This window comes from Mycobacterium sp. DL99 (assembly GCF_004762045.1).
Classification (GTDB): domain Bacteria; phylum Actinomycetota; class Actinomycetes; order Mycobacteriales; family Mycobacteriaceae; genus Mycobacterium.
On sequence record NZ_SJOM01000007.1, the window covers coordinates 4,527,664 to 4,548,346 of the forward strand.

19 protein-coding genes are annotated in these 20,683 nt (G+C 65.1%); 6 read left to right on the top strand and 13 right to left on the bottom strand.

The window, feature by feature from the left end:
- Positions 1-63: 63 nt before the first annotated feature.
- Together EYZ64_RS22050 and EYZ64_RS22055 are read right to left on the bottom strand one after the other, a co-directional pair.
- A complete protein-coding gene (locus EYZ64_RS22050; protein ID WP_135456701.1) occupies positions 64-1,272 on the bottom strand; it encodes a CaiB/BaiF CoA transferase family protein in 1,209 nt (402 codons plus the stop codon).
- Positions 1,269-2,747, bottom strand: a complete 1,479-nt coding sequence (locus EYZ64_RS22055) for an aldehyde dehydrogenase family protein (RefSeq protein WP_167857923.1) — start codon at positions 2,745-2,747, stop codon at positions 1,269-1,271. Before EYZ64_RS22055 ends, EYZ64_RS22050 begins: the two co-directional genes overlap by 4 nt.
- 263 nt (positions 2,748-3,010) lie before the next feature.
- On the opposite strand from EYZ64_RS22055, the gene EYZ64_RS22060 reads away from it, so the two are divergent.
- The 5 genes from EYZ64_RS22060 (at position 3,011) to EYZ64_RS22080 (ending at position 6,752) form a co-directional block, all read left to right on the top strand.
- Positions 3,011-3,712: an SDR family NAD(P)-dependent oxidoreductase gene (locus EYZ64_RS22060; RefSeq protein ID WP_135456705.1), complete on the top strand. Its 702-nt coding sequence runs from the start codon at positions 3,011-3,013 to the stop codon at positions 3,710-3,712.
- Between the two features lie 44 nt (positions 3,713-3,756).
- Positions 3,757-4,632 (top strand): mycofactocin-coupled SDR family oxidoreductase, encoded by an 876-nt coding sequence (locus tag EYZ64_RS22065; RefSeq protein ID WP_286175086.1) that lies wholly within the window; start codon positions 3,757-3,759, stop codon positions 4,630-4,632.
- A gap of 34 nt (positions 4,633-4,666) precedes the next feature.
- Positions 4,667-4,861, top strand: a complete 195-nt coding sequence (locus EYZ64_RS22070) for a ferredoxin (protein ID WP_135456709.1) — start codon at positions 4,667-4,669, stop codon at positions 4,859-4,861.
- A gap of 31 nt (positions 4,862-4,892) precedes the next feature.
- Entirely contained in the window at positions 4,893-6,287 is a 1,395-nt protein-coding gene (locus tag EYZ64_RS22075; protein WP_286175087.1) for a cytochrome P450, read from the top strand.
- A 126-nt stretch (positions 6,288-6,413) separates the two neighbouring features.
- Positions 6,414-6,752 (top strand): hemophore-related protein, encoded by a 339-nt coding sequence (locus EYZ64_RS22080; protein WP_135456712.1) that lies wholly within the window; start codon positions 6,414-6,416, stop codon positions 6,750-6,752.
- A gap of 96 nt (positions 6,753-6,848) precedes the next feature.
- Here EYZ64_RS22080 and EYZ64_RS22085 read toward each other — a convergent pair whose 3' ends face one another.
- The 11 genes from EYZ64_RS22085 to EYZ64_RS22135 form a co-directional block, all read right to left on the bottom strand.
- A complete protein-coding gene (locus tag EYZ64_RS22085) occupies positions 6,849-7,628 on the bottom strand; it encodes a spirocyclase AveC family protein (RefSeq protein ID WP_135456714.1) in 780 nt (259 codons plus the stop codon).
- 143 nt (positions 7,629-7,771) lie between these two features.
- Positions 7,772-8,650, bottom strand: a complete 879-nt coding sequence (locus EYZ64_RS22090; protein WP_135456716.1) for a mycofactocin-coupled SDR family oxidoreductase — start codon at positions 8,648-8,650, stop codon at positions 7,772-7,774.
- Positions 8,651-8,675: 25 nt separating this feature from the next.
- Positions 8,676-9,956, bottom strand: a complete 1,281-nt coding sequence (locus EYZ64_RS22095) for a cytochrome P450 (RefSeq protein WP_135456719.1) — start codon at positions 9,954-9,956, stop codon at positions 8,676-8,678.
- On the bottom strand, positions 9,953-10,882 hold the full coding sequence (locus EYZ64_RS22100) for an SDR family NAD(P)-dependent oxidoreductase (RefSeq protein ID WP_135456721.1): 930 nt from the start codon (positions 10,880-10,882) through the stop codon (positions 9,953-9,955). Before EYZ64_RS22100 ends, EYZ64_RS22095 begins: the two co-directional genes overlap by 4 nt.
- Entirely contained in the window at positions 10,879-12,102 is a 1,224-nt protein-coding gene (locus tag EYZ64_RS22105) for a cytochrome P450 (RefSeq protein ID WP_135456723.1), read from the bottom strand. Before EYZ64_RS22105 ends, EYZ64_RS22100 begins: the two co-directional genes overlap by 4 nt.
- A 24-nt stretch (positions 12,103-12,126) precedes the next feature.
- Positions 12,127-13,611, bottom strand: a complete 1,485-nt coding sequence (locus tag EYZ64_RS22110) for an aldehyde dehydrogenase family protein (protein ID WP_135456725.1) — start codon at positions 13,609-13,611, stop codon at positions 12,127-12,129.
- A complete protein-coding gene (locus tag EYZ64_RS22115; protein ID WP_135456727.1) occupies positions 13,604-14,494 on the bottom strand; it encodes an SDR family oxidoreductase in 891 nt (296 codons plus the stop codon). The genes EYZ64_RS22110 and EYZ64_RS22115 overlap by 8 nt, the downstream gene beginning before the upstream one ends.
- Positions 14,487-15,617 carry a spirocyclase AveC family protein gene (locus EYZ64_RS22120; RefSeq protein WP_135456729.1) on the bottom strand — a complete coding sequence of 377 codons (1,131 nt, stop codon included), beginning with the start codon at positions 15,615-15,617 and terminating at the stop codon, positions 14,487-14,489. The genes EYZ64_RS22115 and EYZ64_RS22120 overlap by 8 nt, the downstream gene beginning before the upstream one ends.
- 1 nt (position 15,618) lies before the next feature.
- A complete protein-coding gene (locus tag EYZ64_RS22125) occupies positions 15,619-16,734 on the bottom strand; it encodes an ABC transporter substrate-binding protein (protein WP_135456731.1) in 1,116 nt (371 codons plus the stop codon).
- Positions 16,735-16,821: 87 nt separating this feature from the next.
- The gene (locus EYZ64_RS22130; protein ID WP_135456733.1) at positions 16,822-17,670 is read right to left on the bottom strand and encodes a CbbQ/NirQ/NorQ/GpvN family protein; all 849 of its coding nucleotides are present in this window, start codon (positions 17,668-17,670) and stop codon (positions 16,822-16,824) included.
- 155 nt (positions 17,671-17,825) lie between these two features.
- The gene (locus EYZ64_RS22135; protein ID WP_210115686.1) at positions 17,826-19,469 is read right to left on the bottom strand and encodes a nitric oxide reductase activation protein NorD; all 1,644 of its coding nucleotides are present in this window, start codon (positions 19,467-19,469) and stop codon (positions 17,826-17,828) included.
- A gap of 159 nt (positions 19,470-19,628) precedes the next feature.
- Here EYZ64_RS22135 and EYZ64_RS22140 point away from each other — a divergent pair, with 159 nt between their 5' ends.
- Positions 19,629-20,558, top strand: a complete 930-nt coding sequence (locus tag EYZ64_RS22140; RefSeq protein WP_135456737.1) for an SDR family NAD(P)-dependent oxidoreductase — start codon at positions 19,629-19,631, stop codon at positions 20,556-20,558.
- The last annotated feature ends 125 nt before the right edge of the window (positions 20,559-20,683 follow it).

The following is a 20,683-nucleotide window of genomic DNA, read 5'->3' on the forward strand; positions in this document are numbered from 1 at the left end:
AATGGCGGCCGCCCACGACAGACGGATTGCGATGGTGGCGATCAAGGGCATTCCGACAGCGGCCTAGGTAACGGCGCCGGCGGTCTTGAGTTCGATGATGCGATCCCAGTCCAGACCGAGTTCGCCCAGGATGTCATCGGTCTGTTCGGCGAATCCCGGCGCCGGCCCGGTGCTCGGCGCCGTGACGTCGAATTGCACTGGGTTGGCCACCAACTCGAGCTCGCCCGCCTGCACGAGGTACTCGTTGGCCCGGATCTGGGCGTCCTTGGCGGCCTGCAGGGTGTCCTGCACGGGAGCCCACGGACCGGCCAGCGTGGCGAATCGCTCGCTCCACTCTGGCAAAGTCCCCTTCTTCATCGCCTCGGTGAGGATCTCGACCGCGTCGGGCGTGTTCTCCGCGAACGATTCAGCAGTGGCGAACCTCGGGTCGTCGATGTAGCCCTCCAGGTCCATGTGCCGGCAGACGTCGGCCCAGAACTTGGTCGGCTGCATCATCACGAACGAGATGTAACGGTCGTCCGCTGTGCCGTACAGCCCGACGAGCGGGTTGATGGGAGACCCGTGCACGCCCGGTGGCGGCGTCACCATCAGTTGGTTCAAGTGCTGGGTGAGCGCCACGGTGTGGCCCATCGACCACAGTCCGCTGCCCAGGAGCGATACGTCCACTACTGACGGCTCACCGGTGCGCTCCCGCTTGAACAACGCTGCGGCGATGCCGCCGGCCAGGTTGGTGCCCGAGATGGTGTCACCGTAGGCAGGCCCGGGTGGCGCGATCATGCCCGCCATCCCGGCCGGCGTGATCGTGGCGGCGGTGCCGGCCCGGCACCAGAACGCGGTCATGTCGTAGCCGCCCTTGACCGCCTCCTCGCCGCGAGGGCCGAGAGCGCTACCGCGGGCGTAGATGATCTTCGGGTTGACCGCACGGATGTCGTCGACGTCGATGCCGAACTTCTGCCGGTGCCCGGGCAGGAAGCTGGTGAGGAACACATCGGCCCTCTTCGCCAGCTCGAGCAGAATCTCGCGCCCTTCCGGCACCGACATGTCCAGCCCGATGCTGCGCTTGCCGCGGTTGGCGTGCTCGATGTTCGGGTTGGGGTCGCCCTCGACGCGCAGCGGCCCGGTCTGACGCAGACCGCGCTGCGGGTCGCCGGTGACGGCGTGCTCGACCTTGATGACGTCGGCACCCCACTCCCCCAGCACAGCGCCGGCCGAGGGGACGAAGCCGTACATCGCGACCTCGAGAACCCGGACTCCCTGCAACGGCCCACTCATGACAGCACCCGGGCGAACGTCTTGGCTTCCATGAACTCCTCGAGGCCGGCGGTCCCCATCTCCCGGCCGATGCCCGACTGCTTGTACCCGCCGAACGGACTGTCGGGACTGAAGTAGTTGCCGCCGTTGATGGAGAAGGTGCCGGTCCGGATCCGCCGGGCCACGCCGAGCGCGCGGTCCTCGCTGCCGAACACCGCTCCGGACAGCCCGTAGATCGAGTTGTTGGCGATGCGCACCGCGTCGTCGTCATCTTCGTAGGCGATGACGGCCAGCACCGGTCCGAACACCTCCTCCTGGGCGATCTCGCTGTCCGGGTCGACATCGGCCAGCAGCGTGGGCGTGTAGAAGAAGCCGGGATTTACCTTCTCGCCGCCGGTGACCAGGGTGGCGCCGGCCTCGACGGCCCGCTTGACCATGCCGTCGACCTTGTCGCGCTGCTTCTCGCTGATCAGCGGACCCATGTAGGTCTTGGGGTCGGCCGGATCTCCGTAGCGCACCAGTCCGAAGTTGTTCTTGATCAGTTCGACGATCTCGTCCTTGTGCTTGGCCGGCACCAGCAGCCGCGAGGTCAGCGCGCAACCCTGACCGGCGTGGGTGACCATGCTGAACGCCGAGAACAGTGCGGCGGTGTTGAAGTCGGCATCGTCGAGGACGATCGCGGCGGACTTGCCGCCGAGTTCGAGGAACACCTTCTTCAAGGTCTCACTGGCCGCGGCCATGATGCGCCGGCCGGTGGGCGTGGAACCCGTGAAGGTGACCATGTCGACGTCGGGGCTCGTGGTGAGCACGGCGCCCACCTCGGGGTCCGCGCCTGACAGGACGTTGACGACGCCGGCCGGGATGTCGGTGTGGTTGGCGATCAGCTCGCCGAGCGCCAGCGTGATCAGCGGGGTGTCCGGGGCCGACTTGAGCACCACGGTGCAGCCCGCGGCCAGCGCGGGTGCCAGCTTGGCCAGGGCCAGCTGGTTCGGGTAGTTGTAGGCGATGATCGCGGCGACGACACCGCCCGCTTCCTTCTCTACCCACCGGTGGTGCTGCATGCCGCGGCTCTCGATGTTTCCGAGATCTTCGGTCAGCGGGTAGGTCTTGAGCAGCTCGCCGTAGTACCGCACGATGTCGATCGGCTGGTCGAGCTGCGCACCGGCGCACAGCGCCGCAGTGGCGCCCACCTCGGTGATGGTCAGTGCGGCCAGCTCGTCACGATGGTCGGCCAGGGCCTGGTGCAGTTGTTCCAGACAACGGATCCGCAGTTCGGTGTTGGTGGACCAGTCGGTGTTGTCGAATGCCTGCCTGGCAGCGGCGACCGCAGCCTCGGCATCGGCGACCGTGGCGTCGGGCGCGTAGCCGAACACCTCGCCGGTAGCTGGATTGACCGAAGGAAACGTCCGCGGCGTCTCGCGCAGCTCTCCGCCGATCAACAACTTCCGGTCAGCCCGCTGTTCTTGCGCGACGGTCGGCGCTTCCTGCTGCATCATCCTCCTCAGGCGATTCCCTACTGTGATGGAAACTGCATTCTCATCACCGGCGAATCATACATTCGCTCGATGAGAACTCAAGTGAAAGCTAGATCAGCTAGTCATGCCCTATTCGCCGCCGGTCCGCCATCCGCGCAGGCGGCGCGCGGGTTCCGCTCAGATCTTGCGGTGCACACTGCTCCGAGAGTACGGTTCTCATAATCGGAAGGATGATTCTTGACCCCTGAGAAAGCCCGGCTTCGCCCGGCGGCCGGAGAACTGTCATGAAGAATGCCGTTGTCACCGGAGGAGGTTCGGGCATCGGGGCGGCCATCGTCGCCCGGTTGCGCGCCGACGGCCTCAACGTCGCGATACTCGACCTACAGCCATCGGACGACGATTTCGCGCATGTCGCGGACGTGACCGACCGCGCCGCCGTCGACACCGCACTCAATGCGGTTCGCGCCCAACTCGGCCCGATCTCGGTGCTGGTCAACGCCGCCGGCCTGGACTGCTTCAAGCGCTTCAGCGATGTCTCGTTCGAGAAGTGGCAGCAGATCATCGACGTCAACCTGAACGGCGTATTCCACTGCATCCAGGCAGTACTGCCCGACATGCTCGAGGCCGGCTGGGGTCGCATCGTCAACATCTCGTCGTCGAGCACACATTCGGGCCAGCCCTTCATGTCGCCCTACGTCGCGGCGAAGTCCGCGGTGAACGGCCTGACCAAGAGCTTGGCGCTGGAACTCGGCCCGAACGGCATCACGGTCAATGCCGTGCCGCCGGGATTCATCGACACTCCAATGCTGCGCAAGGCCGAAGGCAAGGGCTTCCTCGGGGACACCGACAAGCAGATCGAGCAGACCCCGGTGCGGCGAATGGGCAAGCCGGAAGACATCGCCGCCGCCTGCGCCTTCTTCGTCTCCGAAGAGGCGAGCTACATCACCGGCCAGATCCTCGGCGTCAACGGCGGCCGTAACACCTGACGCGCATGTCGCGCACCCGAAACATCATCAGCGAAAGGACAATTGTGGGAAACAGCGCAGAAGGCAGGGTTGCCGGGAAGGTCGCATTCATCACCGGCGCGGCACGCGGCCAGGGCCGCAGCCACGCGATCCGGCTCGCCGAAGAGGGCGCCGACATCATCGCGGTCGACATCTGTAAGAACTACGACACCGTCGGCTATGCGATGGCCACGCCAGAGGACCTCGAAGAGACCAAGAACTACGTCGAGAAGACCGGGCGCCGGATCGTCACCGCTCAGGCCGATGTCCGCAACGAAGCCGAGTTGCGGGGCGCGCTGGAAGCGGGGCTCGCGGAGTTCGGCAGGCTCGACATCGTCGTGGCGCAGGCCGGCATCGCCGCGATGAAGGGCGAGCCCGCGATGCAAGCCTGGACCGATGGCATCAACACCAACTTCGTGGGCACGATAAACGCCATCCAGGTCGCGCTGCCGCACCTCACCCAGGGCGCTTCGATCATCGCGACCGCATCGGCCGCCGCTCTGATGGACGCCCACAGCAAGCCCAACCCGGGCGCCGATCCGGGCGGCATGGGCTACATGATCTCCAAGCGGCTAATCTCCGAATACGTACACGCGCTGGCCACCGAACTGGCGGTGCGCGGCATCCGCGCCAACGTCATTCACCCCACCAACTGCAATACCAACATGCTGCAGAGCGAGCCGATGTACCGCTCGTTCCGACCGGATCTGGAGAACCCGACCCGTGCCGACGCCGAGCCCGTGTTCGGTGTGCAGCAGGCCATGAAGGTCAACTTCATCGAGCCCGAGGACATCAGCAACGCGGTGCTGTGGCTGGCCTCCGACGAGTCACGCTTCGTCACCGGCATGCAGCTGCGGGTCGACGCCGGTGGCTACCTCAAGTGGTACGACTACCACGTGTGATTCCGCATCCGCAGATTCGAAAGGAATTGGCGTAGTGAAAGTTTCGGTCGATGCCAGTCGCTGCCAGGGCCACACCCTGTGCGCGATGATCGCACCCGACTCGTTCGTCCTCGACGACGTCGACGGCCACTCGTCACCGGTTTCCGATGTGGTGCCCGCTGATCAGGAGGACGCGGTCCGCGAGGCCGCACACTCCTGCCCCGAGCAAGCCATTGTCATCGAAGATTGATGTCGACCCGAATACAAAGGGAGCCAACGCCGTGAGCACCGATGAGCAGCTTGCTCGAAGAGCATCCAGCACTGACGATGTTGCGACTGACGACGACCGCAAGCAGAACAACTATCACTTCGACCGGCACACACCGGAATACCGGTTGCAGTTCGAGAAGATCACCGAGGAGATGCAGTCCCGCTGCCCGATGGCGTGGACTGACGTCTACAACGGGCACTGGGTGGCCGCGGGCAGCAAGGAGGTCTTCGAGCTGGCCCGCTGCCCCGTGGTGTCCAACCACCACGATCTGAGCGGTGAGACCCCGTATCAAGGCATCACCATCCCCAAGGCGCAGCGAGCCACCGTCGTTCGCGGCGGCATCCTGGAGATGGACGAACCGGAGCACAGCCTCTACCGCGGGGCGCTGAATCCGTACCTGTCCCCCGCCGCGATAAAACGCTGGAAACCGTTCGTCGACGAGATCGTCCGGGCCGCAATCGACGAGAAGATCGAAAGCGGTCGTATCGATTTCGTCGATGACCTGGCCAACATCGTGCCGGCCGTGCTGACCCTGGCGATGATGGGCATCAAGCTCGACAAATGGATGATCTACAGCGAGCCGGCCCACCTGTCGGTATCCACACCGGAACACTCACCCGACGCCGCACGCGTCGCGGAGATGAACCGGCAGATGGGCATCGACATGATCAACACGATGATGGAGGTCCGGGAGAACCCGCGGCCGGGTCTGGTCAACGCCCTGCTGCAGCTGCGGATCGACGGTGAACCCGCTCCGGATCTGGAGATCCTGGGCAATCTCGGGTTGATCATCGGCGGCGGCTTCGACACCACCACAGCCCTCACCGCGCACTCACTGGAATGGCTCTCGCAGAACCCGGCGGAGCGGGAACGCCTCAGCACGGAGCGCGACGCCCTGCTCGACCCTGCCACCGAGGAATTCCTGCGCTTCTACACGCCGGCACCCGGTGATGGACGCACCTTCTCCGGCGACACCGAGTTCGAGGGCACCCAGTTCAAGGAGGGCGAGCGGCTCTGGATCTCCTGGGCAATGGCCAATCGCGATCCGTCGGTCTTCGAGCAGCCCAACGAGCTCATCATGGACCGCAAGGGCAATCGGCACTTCAGCTTCGGCATCGGCGTCCACCGGTGCGTGGGCTCCAACGTGGCACGAACGGTTTTCAAGTCGATGCTCACCGCTGTGCTGGACCGGATGCCGGACTACCGCTGTGACCCCGAGGGCACTGAACACTACGAGACCATCGGTGTCATCCAGGGTATGAAGCACTTACCTGCAACGTTCACCCCGGGCAAGAGACTGGGACCGGGTCTGGACGAGACCCTGGAGAAGCTGCAACGCATCTGCGACGAACAGCTTCCGGCCCGGCCGATCACCGAGCACAAGGATGCCGTCGTCATCGACTAGCGCAACCGGCACCGCATTTCCGAGGACGCCTTGTACGTCTGCCGCCTGTTAACCTCGAATGAGGCCGGGTCCGGCAAACGTGCAAGGCGTCGCCTTTTTGGGCGAACAACATGGGGGTTCCAACAGGTGATCAAGTCTTCTTTCAAGTACATCGCGGCCGCTCTCGGCGGACTGGCGCTGTCCGTTCCGCTGTCAGCGGGGCTGGCGTCCGCCCAACCCGATTTCAGCGGCGTCGTCAACACGACATGTAGCTACGAGCAGGTGATGGCGGCGCTCAACGCTCAGCGTCCCGACCTGGCCCAGCAGTTCAACGCTTCTCCGTTCGCCCAGGGTGCGTTGCGTAACTTCCTGGCCTCGGGACCGGTCGAGCGCCAGCAGACAGTGGCCCAACTGCAGGGCAGCCCGGCGGCCGCGCAGTACTTCGGGCCGATCAACTCGATCGCGGGCAGCTGCAACAACTACTGACCTTCCTCGCCTGATCGTTCATGCATTGTCACGCTGGAGTGGCTCCGGATCTCTACCGCCACTCCGGCGTGACGACTGCACGCCGGGACGCGCCGGCTATTTCGGCTGATTCGGCACCCCGGGGAACAACTGCTCGGTCGGTCCCACGGTCACCCACCCACCCAGTTTGGTGACCAGGTGCGGCGCGAAGACCGAGGCGTAGACCGCGTGCCCGACCACGATGACGGCGATCACCGACAGCGCCGCTGACTGCAGTCGCGTCGTGGAGACCTTGTCCGCCCACATCTCGATGACGTTGCGGCCCTCGGCATCGGTTCGGCCGAGCAGGTAGGTGAACACCATCATCTGGACACCCATCGCGATGGCGTCGTAGATCGGGTACTGGTGTTTGGTCCCCTCCCAGAGGCCCAGTCCCTCGATCACGTAGCCGTAGTAGAACAGGCCGAGCCGCGCGCCGATGATCGCGTTGAAGAACAAGGCCCAGCAGAACCCGACCGCGAAGCCCACCAGCAACAGCGTCTGCGGCCGACGCCAGTTCCACGTCCCGGCCACCCAACGCCCCAGCGCTGCACCGATGATGGCCGGCAACACGAAGTACCCCATGTAGCCGACGGGTACCGCCGAGGGAAGCCCGCCCCAGGTCATGTTGAGCGGCCACCACGACGGCATCCGCGGCAGCGCTGGCGGAAACTGCGCGTACATCGCCCAGTCGTAGGGCGCCTCGATCCAAGAGAACGACAGCGCCGAGATACAGAGCAACAGCAACGGATGCAGGCGCCCGCGCCGGTAACTCAGGTAGATCCCGACGGCCAGGAAACCCAGACCGGTGATGTACGCGAATGCCACCCCGGCCTTGATCAGGAAGTCGACGCTCACGGCTCGACCTCCCGATCGGGTTGGCGCCGCGCCTCAGGGTCGAAGTACAGCACCAGGCCGACGACGAGGGCAATCAGGACGAACAGGCTGCCGAGCATGATGAGGGCGCCCACTACCACCTCCTTCTGATGCGATGCCCGGTGTTAACGGCCAGGTCCGTTGGGCCACTTGAGCAATGAGCCGCCATCGACGCGGATCTGCTGTCCGGTGATGTAGCGGCTGTCGTCGCTGGCCAGGAACACACCGAGGTTGGCCATGTCCTCGGGTTCGATGTACGGGATCGGCATCGCCTGGAAGATCGTGAACAACGGCTCGGCATCCTCACGGGTGGCCTTCTTGCCCTCGGCGGTCAGATCGGGCCGGAACATCGAGTACATGCCGTCGTTCTGCAGCAGGTGCGTATTGCAGTTGGTGGGGTGAATGGCGTTGACCCGGATCATCTTCGGAGCCAGGTGCAGACTCATCTCCTCGACGTACTCGATGACGACGCGCTTGCTCCATCCGTAGCCCGCCCCGCCGGGGCCCATGTTGGGGTTGTCAGTGGTGCCCCGGATCATGCCGGCGGTCGATCCGGTGACGATGATCGACGAACCGTCGGGCAGGTGCGGGACGGTGACCGCGACGGTGTTCATCACCCCGACCAGGTCGACGTCGGAGGCGTCGACGAACTGCATGGGATCCGGCCTGCCCATCGCCATCGGAAGAATGCCGGCGTTGGCAACCACGATGTCGATCCTCCCGAGATCGGCGATTCCGGCCTCCACCGCGTCGCGCAGCTCGTGGCGCTCTCGGACGTCGGCGACGCGGGCGACGACGCGCCGGCCGAGTTCCTTGACCGCCCTTTCGGTTTCGGCGAGGTCATCGGGCGTGGCCAACGGATAGGGATTGGACGGGATGTCGCGGCAGATGTCGACCGCGATGATGTCGGCACCTTCGGCGGCCATCGCGATCGCATGTGCCCGCCCTTGTCCGCGGGCCGCACCGGTGATGAAAGCGACCTTGCCATCGAGCTTTCCGGTCATCTGGGCTCCTATGTGTGTTGGCCGGTCAGGCGGCCGGTTTGAATTCGATGTGAAGCTCGCTGAGGCCTCGCATGATGAACGTCGGCTCGTAGGTGTACCGGCGGTCCTCGGCGGGGCCATGGTGCTCGGTGGAGATCGTGATGTCGGACATCCGGTCCAGGATCCGGTTCAGCGATATCCGGCCTTCCGCGCGCGCCAGTGGCGCGCCCGGGCAGGAGTGCACTCCCCGGATGAACGCGATCTGTTCGCGCACGTTCGCACGATCGGGATGGAAGGTATTGGGATCGGCGAATTTACGGTCATCGCGATTGCACGCCCCCGGCAGCACCATGACGGTGGTCCCGGCGGGCACCTCGACGTCACCGATACTGGTGGTCTTGCTGGCCATCCGGAAGTGTGATTTGACCGGGCTCTCCAGCCGCAGCGTCTCTTCGAGGAAGGACGGAATCCTGGCCCGGTCGTCGCGCAGCATCGTCTCGAATCCCGGGTTGTCCGCGATGAACCGGACCGCCGAGCTGACCAGCTTGGTCGTGGTCTCGGTACCCGCCGCGAACAGGAACGTCGACAGGTTCATGACGTCCTCGATGTCGGGAGTCGATCCGTCCTCGTACTTGGCCTGTGCCAGCCCGGTCAGCACGTCCTCGCGCGGTGCACGCCTGCGGTCCTCGATGTAGGCGTAGAACTTGTCGTTGAGCCACTGCAGGGGGTTGTGCGTTGTCGGCGCCTCCTTACCGAGCTCACCTACCGTCTCCAGCGCGAACGCCACCTTGAACTCCTCGTGGTCCTCGCCGGGGACGCCCAGGAGATCGGCAATGACCAAGAGCGAGAACGGCTTGGCGTAGTCGGCCAGGAACTCTGCCGATCCACGGTCGACGAATGTGTCGAGTTGCTGATCGGCCAGCCGCCACATGAAGTCCTCGTTCTCCTTGAGGCGCTTGGGAGTGATCAGCTTGTTCATCAGACCGCGGGTCCGGGTGTGCAGCGGGGGATCCTGCGAGGTGATGTGCTCGCCCATCGGCACCGCGAGCCGGTGCTGCTCGATCAACTCCGAGACGTCGTCGCTCTCCCCCGGCCCGAACGGCAGGCCGGAGAACGGCCCCGCCACCGACACGCACGACGAGAACGCCGGATCCTTGTAGACGGCCAGCGCCTCGTCATAGCCGGTGACGGCCAGCACGTTGAACGGAGTCGCATGGGCGACAGGACACTTGGACCGCAGGTGGTCGAAGTAGGGGTAAGGATCCGGTACCAGTGATGCGTCGGTGAAGAAATCCACTTCTTCGAATTCGGAACGGATTTCGGTCATTGTTTCGCCTCCTGTACGGGTCGGCCGGCAACTACTTCCAAGACCTGACCGGTGCTGAGATCCATGATCGTGCTGAGGTTTTCCGCGATGCCCTCCGCCGTCAACGGAGTCTGGTTGATGCCCTGCGAGGCCACCACGGCGATCCTGGCGACTCCTCCGAGCCCGACCCGCAGGATCTCCCCGGACAGCCGGCAGGAGTCGTGTGCCAGGAATGCCGCAGCGGGTGCGCACAGGTCAGGCGGCATCGCGGCGTTGATCTGATCCATGAGTTCTGTCGAGATGCCGTGGTTGGCGGCAATCTTGTCGGATTGCGCAGCCGACATCCTGGTGAACGCGCGCGGCGCGATGGCGTTCACCAGGATTCCGTGTTCCAGGCCCTCGCCGGCCAGCGTGCGGGTCAACCCGAAGACCGCGCCCTTGGCACCGCCGTAGCTGGTGTGTTCGGGTATCCCGCCCAGCATGGCCTCGGACACGGTGTTCACGACCCTGCCGTAGCCGGCTTGAACCAGATGCGGCCAGGCGGCCCTGGTCACGAAAAGTGTTCCAAAATAATGGACGTCGAGCATCGAACGGAACTGATCGGTGCTGAGGTCGAGTAGTGTGCCCGCGACGTGGATACCCGCGTTGTTGATCACGGCGTCGAGGCGTCCGTAGGTCCGCAGGGCGGTGTCGACGATCGCGGCCGCGCCGGCCTCGTCGGCCACCGACGCGACGCAGGGCACCGCCTCGCCGCCTGCCGCCTTGATCTCCGCGACCACTTCGGTGGCCGGTTCGGCTGAACAGCCGTCACCGTCGATGCCCACGCCGTAGTCGGCGACGACGACGCGCGCGCCCTTCGAGGCGAGCAACAGGGCGTGACTACGTCCGACGCCCCTGCCCCCGCCTGTCACGATCGCCACCCGATCGTCGTAACGGAGTTCGGTCATCGGGCGCCGGCCGCGTCGAAGAGAACCGGCAGCGACGTCGGCGACCGGAAGACCTGACCACGGATATGGGGGTCGTCTCCATCCGGGTCCAGCCGCAGGTTGGGCAGTCGGTCCAGCAGAAGGTTGATGGCAGTGCGCATTTCGAGCCGGGCAAGGTGCATGCCCAGACATACATGGACCCCGTGCCCCCAGCCGAGATTTCCCTTGGACGTACGGAAGATGTCGAACTCGTCCGGGTCGGCCCACCGATCTTCCTGCCGATTCGCCGAACCGAGCATCGGCATCACCGAACACCCTTCCGGAATGTGAACCCCTCCGAGTTCGGTGTCACAGGTTGTGGTGCGCGTGATGGTCAGCAGCGGCGGGTTCCAGCGCACCGCTTCCTCGATGGCCTGCGGCAGCAACGACCGGTCGGCACGGACCGCATCCAGCTGCGTTGTGTCCGAGAGCAACCCGAACAGCAGGTTGCCCAGTGACCGATAGGTGGTCTCCACGCCTGCGGGCAGCAGCAGTCGCAGGAACGAGAAGATCTCTTCGTCGGTGAGCTTCTCGCCGTCGATCTCGGCCTCGGCGAGAAGACTGATCATGTCTTCCTTCGGCGCGGTGCGACGGGCCTGCAGGATCGGGGCGAAGTACTCGCACAGCGCGGCCGACGCCGCCAGCCCGCGCTCCGGGTTCATGATCCAACTCAGTAGTGAGATAGACCAACGCTGGAATTGCGGATAGTCCTCTTCCGGCAGTCCCAACAAACCCGCGATGATCCGGCTCGGGTAGTCGAACGTGAATGCCTTCACCAGGTCGACCTTGCCGTCGGCCGCGAACTTGTCGATGAGCTCGTTCGCGACCCTACCGACCAGCTCGTCTTCCCAACGCGCCAAGGCCTTTTGCGAGAACGCCTTCGACACCAGCGAGCGCAGCCGACCGTGCACCGGTTCGTCCATACCCAGCATCACGCGCTCACCGAGAACCGGGCCGAACGCTGCGATGACGCCGGACGACGAGAACGTCAGATTGTCGCGCAGCATCTGCTGGGCATCCTCGTAGCGGTACACGATGAAGACAGGCTTGCCCTGCTCCCCCGGCATCGCGGACATGTCGATCCGCTGGATCGGTTCCTCGCGCCGTAGCCTGGCAAGCTCCGGGTAGGGGTCGCGAACGTCACCCGAGACGGCATCGTCGAAGGAGCCGAAGTCCTCGAGGTCGTCAAAAAGCTGTTCCACTACTACTCCTTCAGGCTGCCAGCGCTATTGAGCCGGGTAGGCGACGGACTTGATCTCGGTGTACTGCTCGAATCCGGCTATTCCGTTCTGGCGCCCGACGCCGCTGTTCTTGTAGCCGCCGAACGGTGTGTCCGCGCCATAACCCGCCGTGCCGTTGAGGCCGATGAACCCGGCGCGCAGCCGGCGCGCGACGGCAAGTGAACGATCCAGAGAGCTCGACATGACGTTGCCGGCGAGTCCGTACGGGCTGTCGTTTGCTATCCGGACGGCGTCGTCTTCGTCCTCGTAGGGAATGACGACGAGAACCGGTCCGAAGATCTCTTCCTGGGCGATGGTCATCGAGTTGTCCACGTCGGTGAACAGTGTTGGGCTGACCCAGAATCCCCTGTCGAACTGATTCGGTGGCTCGGCGCTGCCGACGAGCATGGTGGCACCTTCGTCGACGCCTTTGCGGATGTAGCCGAGGATGCGCGACTGCTGCTTGGCCGAGATGACCGGCCCGCAGAGGGTTGCGGGGTCCTGTGGGTCACCGGGGACGACGTTTTCGTAGATGGCTTTCAGGATCGCAACGCCCTCGTCGTAGCGGGAACGCGGCAACAGCATCCGGGTGGGAGCGGCGCAGCCCTGCCCGGCATGCAACAAGGGACCGATGCCGATCAGGCAGGCGGTGTTGAAATCGGCATCTTCCAAGACGATCGTTGCCGATTTGCCGCCGAGTTCGAGAAAGAGCCGCTTCATCGTCGCGGCACCTTTTTCCATGATCCGCTTGCCCACGGCCGTAGAGCCGGTGAACGAGATCATGTCGACCTTGGGCGACAGGGTCAGTTCTTCGCCAACGAGATGGTCCGATGCCGTCACGACATTGACCACGCCCGCGGGAATGTCGGTGTGCTCGGCGACGAGCCGGCCGAGCCGTGTGGCGTTGAACGGCGTGTCCGGGGCCGGCTTGAGCACCATGGTATTGCCCGCGGCCAGCGCCTGGCCCAGCTTGTTGATGGCGACCTCGAACGGAAAATTCCACGGCACGATGGCGCCGACCACTCCGACCGGCTCATGCCACACCTTGCGCGTGGTGTTCACGCCGGTGACCGATACCACGGTGTCACCGAGATCGGTTTCCCACGGGAAGGTTTCGATGAGCCTGGCCGGGTACCTGAGTCCATCGGCGAGCGGGGCATCGAGCTGCGGTCCGTGTGTCACGGCTCGCGGAGCACCGACCTCCGAGATGAGTTCTTCGCGCAACTCCTCCAACTCGCCCTCGATCGCCTCGTGCAGCTGTTCGAGACATCGCTTGCGGAGTTGGTTGTTGGTCGACCAGTCGGTCTCGTCGAATGATCGGCGGGCCGCGTCGATGGCCCGGTTCATGTCGGCCTTCGAGGCGTCCGAGACCTCTCCGAGGATCTCTTCATTTGCCGGGTTGACGTTGGTGAACGTGCCTGCCTCACCGTCGACGAGCTTGCCGTCGATCAGCATCCTCGATTCGAAGGTCACTTTCGAGCGCTCAGCCATGGCGGGAGCCTTCCCCTCGGAGTGCGCCGAACCGCGGGATGCCCATCATCAGCCGGGTCATCTGGTGCAATCCCGCCGCGGGGATCAAACGGTTGGCGATCAACAACATTCGTGCATCTGGACCGACCGCGGTCCTGACGAACGGCTTCGAGCTGTCGAGCGCTTTCGCCAGGCCTTCGGCGAACTTCTCGGGTGATCTGGCCGCGCGCTTCATCATGGCCCGCCCGCGTTTGTCCATCGTGCGGTGATGGCGAGCGTAGGGTCCGTCCAGATCGCGGTCGTCCGTGGTCCCCGCGTCGGTGATGATCTCGGTGTCGTAGGTCCCGGTAACCAGGATCGTGACGCCGATCCCGAACGGTGCGACCTCCCCGGCCATCGATTCACCCCACCGCTCCAGCGCACCCTTGACCGCCGAATACGGTGCGGTTGCGGGCATCCCACGCACGCCCGCAGCGCTCGAGATCAGCACGATGCGGCCGCGGCCGGCTTTTCGCATGGTCGGTAGAAGCGCCCTGGTGAGCGCCACCGGGCCGAAGATGTTCGTCCCGAACATGCGCTCCCACAGATCGGGTGATGTCTCCTCGACCATCCCCGCTGCCGAGATACCGGCGTTGTGCACCAACGCATACGGTGCGCCGACCGCTTCGGTGATGCTCTTGGCTGCGGCCGCAATCGACGCTCCGTCCGTGAGGTCGAGCTGAATACCGATCAGCCTGTCGTCGTCCTCGCCGGCTCCCGTCGCCTCACGCAGCTGAGGCATCCCCCTCTCCGGGCTGCGCATCGCAGCCACCACGCGCCACCCCTCGCGATAAAGGCGCGTGGCCGATGCGAAGCCGAGTCCCCGGGACGCCCCGGTGATGACGACAGTCCGACCTTCAGCCATCCTGGCCGCCCGTCGCGCAACGGTTGCTCTTCGACCCCAACTCGACGTCGGGGTTGCGGGCCGGCCCCTGCTGCCAGGTGGACCACTTGCCTACCGAGTACGGCCCCTCGGCTCCGTTCGCCCGGTAAAACCCCTGCGGGTCATAAATCTTGGCCTCGGGGAAGGGCCACGGGCAGGCGACGGAGGTCGCCGCGCCGCTGGCCTTGATGACCCAGAACCAGCCACCGTAGGCGAAGTACGACACGTTGATGATCGCGAACATCACCAGGAACGTGCCGAGTACGGGCTTGCTCGGAAAGAGCTTCGCCTTCGCGGCGAGCTTCTCCGCCACCGACTTTCCGGTGTCGTCGCGGTAGACCAGGATCGCCGCCGGGACCATCACGAAGGTCACCGAGAGCGATTCCCAGATCAACGGGAACTGGAAGGTGCTGCCCGGGAACAACGTGCCGAACGGAATGGCCTGCGAGTAGATGTACAGCCCGGTGCGGACCAGGCTGACCTCCAGGATGGCATCGAAGATGAAGCCGATGACCAAAACCAATGCGCCCAAACTGATCAGGGGGTGTCGGGTGACGAACGCCTCGGGACCGCGCTTGGCCTGCAGCTTGCGCAGGATCCAGATCCCCGGGAAGTACGGGCCGAAGTAGAACAGTACGTAACCGAACACGATGAACGGTTCCACCGTCGGCGACATCATGATCAGGTACCAGTTCTCCGGCCAGTGCAGCAGCATCGGGTTGTACACCGCATACGGCGACCAGTTCATGATCGGGTCCTGCCAGACGATCAACGTCGTCACCAGGACCATGAGCAGCACCGGGCTGCCGGGGTTCTTCCGCCAGCCGACGATGAACAGGACGGTGAACACCACGACGATGATCACGGCGCCCACCTGCGGGATGATCTGCCAGTGATCGAACGCGGTCAGGAACGCGACGGGACGGGGCCGGCCCTCGACGTTCGGGTTGGCCACCCGCGGGTCGACGTCCGTGCGACCGACCGCGGCGAACAGGCCGAGAAAGCCGAGCCAAGCGAGCAGGGCGATCACGCGACCCCAGTTCGGACCCTTGCGCGGCGGCGGTTTGACCTGGGTATCAGGCGGTAGGGATTCTCTGGTAGTCATGTCATTCCTCCCCGAACCGGTCGACCAGGTGCGAGTTGATACCGTCCGCATCGAGGGTGCGGGCGACCAGATAGCCCGACCCCATCCACGCGCGTCGTGTCCACTTCCCCAGGGACACCCGGGTTCCGGGTGCGCCGGAAGCCGCGGGCATCATCTTCACGCGCTCGAGCGCCTCTTTGACGCCGCGCGGGCTCAACGGATGTGCATCGGTGAAGGCGCGCACCAGCGTGGCGGCCACGTCGTGGTTGACCACCGAGACGCAGTACTCGGGACGACTTCCGTTGTACCGATTGGCATATCTGTCGAGCCAGGCCTGCCCGACCGGGTTCCCCTCGTCGTACTGATCGACCCCGGTCCAGCCAAGAAACGCGTTCCACATGATCGGGTTGACCCAGGCGTTCTGGAATGCGGTGGTCGTGAAGCGCGGGGGATCCCAGTTGACGGCCTCGAGCGCCGGGTTGATGAAGACGATGCCGAAACCGAACCCGAGATGGACGATCGCCTCGGCCTTCGCTTCGTGCAGCGTGCTCACGGCGGCATTGATGTCCTGCGCCGTTTGCGCGATCACAGCTTCGGCGACAATCCGAATGCCCTTGCGGGCGCACGCCGTTCGCAGATTCTTCAGATAGCTGTCACCGATGAGGTTCTGCTCGACCAGTACACCGATCTCCGTCAGTCCCCGCTTCGCCACCAGGTCCGCCAGAAAGATGGGTTCGTCCGTCATCGATCCCTGGGGAAAGGCGAACGTCCACTCGCCGAGCCAGTCGTCGGTTCCCGTGACGCTGATGGCCGGCACCTTGAAGCGCTCCTCGATCGCTTCCCGTAGCGGCACACAGTTGTCCGTGATGTTCGGCCCGAACACCACCAGACAGCCCTCGTCCACGAGTTCGCCGTACGCGTCGATGACCGCTTTCACCGAACCCTTGGGCAGCCCTTCCACCTCGCGGTAGATCATCCGCACCGGCCGATCCATCAGCCCTTGCTCGACGGCCTCTTCGAACACCAGGTCAAAAGTCTGGGTGAACGAAGCCAGCAGTTCGTCCGGGAACCCCGGCGGCAAGGTGAAGTCCATCAGGTAGCCGACCTTGATGGGCTCCGCGGTGCTCTCGTATGACATCTGACCTCCATGGTGCGGGCGTTCGTCGCAGGAACACCGGGGTCGACCTAATATTTGTTCTGAACGTAACGGGGGCAGTGCACCGCGTCAATCACCAGATCCCGATCCGCCCAGGTAGACGTCGATCAACTCGTGCAGACCACGACTCACCGCGACGTCGTCGGTCAACGGTCCCGCGACCGCCACCCTGGCCGCCACGGCCATGGGCAGCCCCTCGGCGACCAAGCGCCCGGCCGCGATCAGCACGCGGGTCGACGCGACTTCGCGCAGACCACCGGTCTCCAGGCGCCGGATGGCCTGCCCGAAGCGCACCAACTCGGCAGCGGTGGGGCGATCTACTCCCGCCTCGTGGGCGATGATGCCCTCTTCGACTTCGGGGTCCGGAAATCCGAACTCGATGGCCACCATCCGCTGACGCGTCGAGTCCTTGAGGTCTTTGAGAACGCTTTGGTAGCCGGGGTTATAGGACATCACCAGACCGAATCCCGGCGCCGCGTCCAACGTGATGCCGAGGCGCTCGATCGGCAGCTGACGGCGGTAGTCAGCGAGGGGGTGCAACACCACAGTGGTGTCCTGCCGGGCTTCGACCACCTCGTCCAGGTAACAGATCGCGCCCTCGCGCACCGCGCGGGTCAGCGGGCCGTCCACCCAGACCGTCTCATCGCCCCGCAACAGGTACCGGCCGACAAGATCCGCGGTGGTGAGGTCGTCGTGGCAGGCGACGGTGATCAGCGGCCGGCCGAGGTCGTGAGCCATCGCCTCGACGAATCGCGTCTTGCCGCACCCGGTCGGACCCTTCAGAACCAGTGAAAGACCCTGGCGGTAGGCCGCCTTGAACACCGTCTCCTCGTTGCCGACCGGCCGGTAATAGGGACGCGCGCTCAGGGCCTGCGAATTGGCACCGTTCTGATGAGCGAGCCCTGACTCGTTAGCCATCAACACACCTTTCGTCGTATCCGCGACACTGCGGTACAGAAGCGAGCCTAACGCGGACCAGATGTTTGTTTCAAGCACTGATTGCTTGAAGATGCACGGGCGTCGATGATTCCAATGACATTCTGGGACTTCGCATCACGGCAACCGGTGCACCTTCAGGACACCCTGCGACGAACCTCGCCGGAGCGAATCGCCGAGCGGAACAGCGGCCCGATGACACCCGCGAGCTGGTCGGGACCGGAGATGGTGGCGTGTGCGGTGCTACCGAACACCCGGCGCAGCGACTCCACGTCGGTACTGGCACCGATGGTCAGACACACAGCACCGGTACCCCGGCGCCGGGCCTCGGCCAAGGCACGTCTGGCGTCAGCAGCACCGTAGGCCCGCTCATAGCCGTGGTCGTAGGCCAGTCCATCGGACAGGACGACAAGCAGTCGCCGCGACGTGCCGCCGCGCTTCTCGAGGACCGACGCCCCATGCCGGATCGCCGCTCCGAGTCGCGAATACGCGCCGGGCTCAAGGCTGTTCAGCCTTCGGATCACCTGCGCGTCCAGGTGATCGTTGAACCGTTTCACCGGAACCATGGTCACCGCCGACCGCCCCTGGGAGTAATAGGCGTACAGCGACACCCGGTCGCCCAGGTCATGGAGGGCGACCATCAGATGCGCTACCGCCGTGCGCTGCTGCTGGTGCACGGTGCGCCCGACGGTGCCCGGCTCGGCCGTCGAGCCGGACACATCCAACAGCAACAGCACCGACAAGTCCCGCCGCCTTCGCAGACTGTCGAGATAGACGGCCTCGTCGGGTACCGACCCGGCCCGGACCTCCACGCGCGCCTCGAGCGCGGCATCGATGTCGATGTCGTCGCCCTGGGGCTGGCGGTGACGCCGATGCAAACCCATCCCGAGGCGCGCCAGCGGGCGCCGCACGCTGATCGCATCCTCGATCTGCTGGGTGGCATGCGCCTTGATCTGCGGGTCAGCCTCGCGGACCGTGCACCAGTCCGGCCTATAGACCCCGCGTTCGGCGTTCCATTCCGGGTACTTCACGCCCTCGGTCTTGATGTCGACGAATTCCTCCGACGACACCGTCGCCAGCGACGTGACCGCATGCACCCCGCATTTCGTCGAGTTGGTGCGATGTGTCGGTGAGTCGGCACCGGGCGGTCCCCCACCGTTGCCACCCGTCTTGCGCGACGAGGACAGCAGTTTCTTGAGCCATTTTCCGATGGCCCCGCCCCCGCCGACCGGGCTGGAGAACAGATCGGGATCATCAGAATCATCGACGTCGCCTTCATCGAGTTCCTCAAGTTCCCGCTTGCCCGGCCGCCGCGGCACATGTCCCACCGACTGTTCGTCGGCCGGCTTGACCGTCGCACACGCGGCCAGGACCTTCTTGACCTGAATCACCCCGAATCCCGCAGGCGGGTCGTCGAGCGCATCCCGCCCCCGCGCGATCGCCAGGGACGATGCCGCCGACTCACTGCGCTCGCCGATACTTCGATCCGCCAAGGAGCCAAGGGAATTCGGCAGGAGTGCGTGATTGGCCAACAGCGCTCGGTGCCCCTCGACGGCCAGGTAACGCCTGGCCAACCGCCGATGACGGACCAGGGCACCGACCACATCGGGGTCGAGGCTGCCTGCCGCGATGAGCGACGCCTGCACGGCCACCGATTCGAGCTGCCTGCGCGTGGGCGCCGACGGGTCGACGAACACGGTCTTGCCGTCGGTCCACGGTCCGCTTCCCGCGTCGGCTGCCGCCACCGCGACCGGACGAGCTGCCAGCGCGGATGCCAGCATGCCCAGCCCGGAGAATCGGGCGCCGTCACCACCACCGTCAGACAACCGATACCTCCGCACTACGCCGTCGCGTTGACCAAATATCTGTTCCACCGTAGAGTTCGGCACCACCCGGAGTCAATGGACCGAGCCGGAACATCAACTAGCAAGGGCTACAAAGTGATCGACTTCAACGACCAGGTCGCTGTGGTGACCGGAGCCGGCCGCGGCCTGGGCCGGGTGTACGCGCTCGAACTGGCCCGGCGTGGGGCCGCTGTCGTGGTCAACGACCTCGGCGGCACGATGGCGGGCCAGGGCTCGGACGCCGCGGTCGCCGATCAGGTCGTCGAGGAGATCACGGCTGCCGGCGGCACGGCGGTGGCATCCTACGATTCGGTCGACAGCCCCGAGGGTGGTGCGGCGATCGTGCGCACGGCGGTCGAATGCTTCGGCCGGCTCGACGCCGTGGTCAGCAACGCCGGCATCTTCAACAGCATCCCCTTCGATGAGCTGTCCCCCGAGGACTGGCGGCGCATGTTGAGCGTCCACCTCGACGGCGGCTTCTATCTCGCTCAGCCCGCCTACCGGGTGATGAAGAGTCAGGGTTACGGCCGGTTCGTCTTCATCGCGTCGTCGGCGGGGATGTTCGGTCAGCATCTGGAAGCGCACTACGCCGCGGCCAAGGCCGGGCTGGTCGGGTTGACCAACGTGATCGCGCTCGAGGGAGCACCGCACGGGATCCTTGCCAACACCGTCCTTCCGTTCGGTATCTCGCGAATGGTCACCGAGACCCTGGGCGACCCGAAAGTCCTTGAAGACAACGGCTTCTTCAAAGCGATCCGGCCGGAACTCGTCGCACCGTTGGTGGTGTACCTGGCCAGCCGCGACTGCGGGATGAGCCACCAGAACTTCTCGGCCTGCGCGGGGCGTTTCGCCCGCGTGTTCGTCGGTTTGGCCGAGGGCTGGATGGCGCCGCCGGACAGTAACCCCAGCGCTGACGACATCGCCGCGCACCTTTCGGAAGTCGCTGCGACAGAGCCGTTCACGATTCCGGGATCGATCTACGACGAAGTGTTCGGGGTGACCGAACGGCTCGGTGCCACCGCGTGAACCGGGCCACGACGTTGCGGGCGGCACGTCCGGCGCAACCTGCCGGAGCCCGGGCACGGGTGATCTACCGGCACCTTCGGCTGCACGGGATCCCCAGCGCACCAGCACTGTTCTGGTAGCCTCTA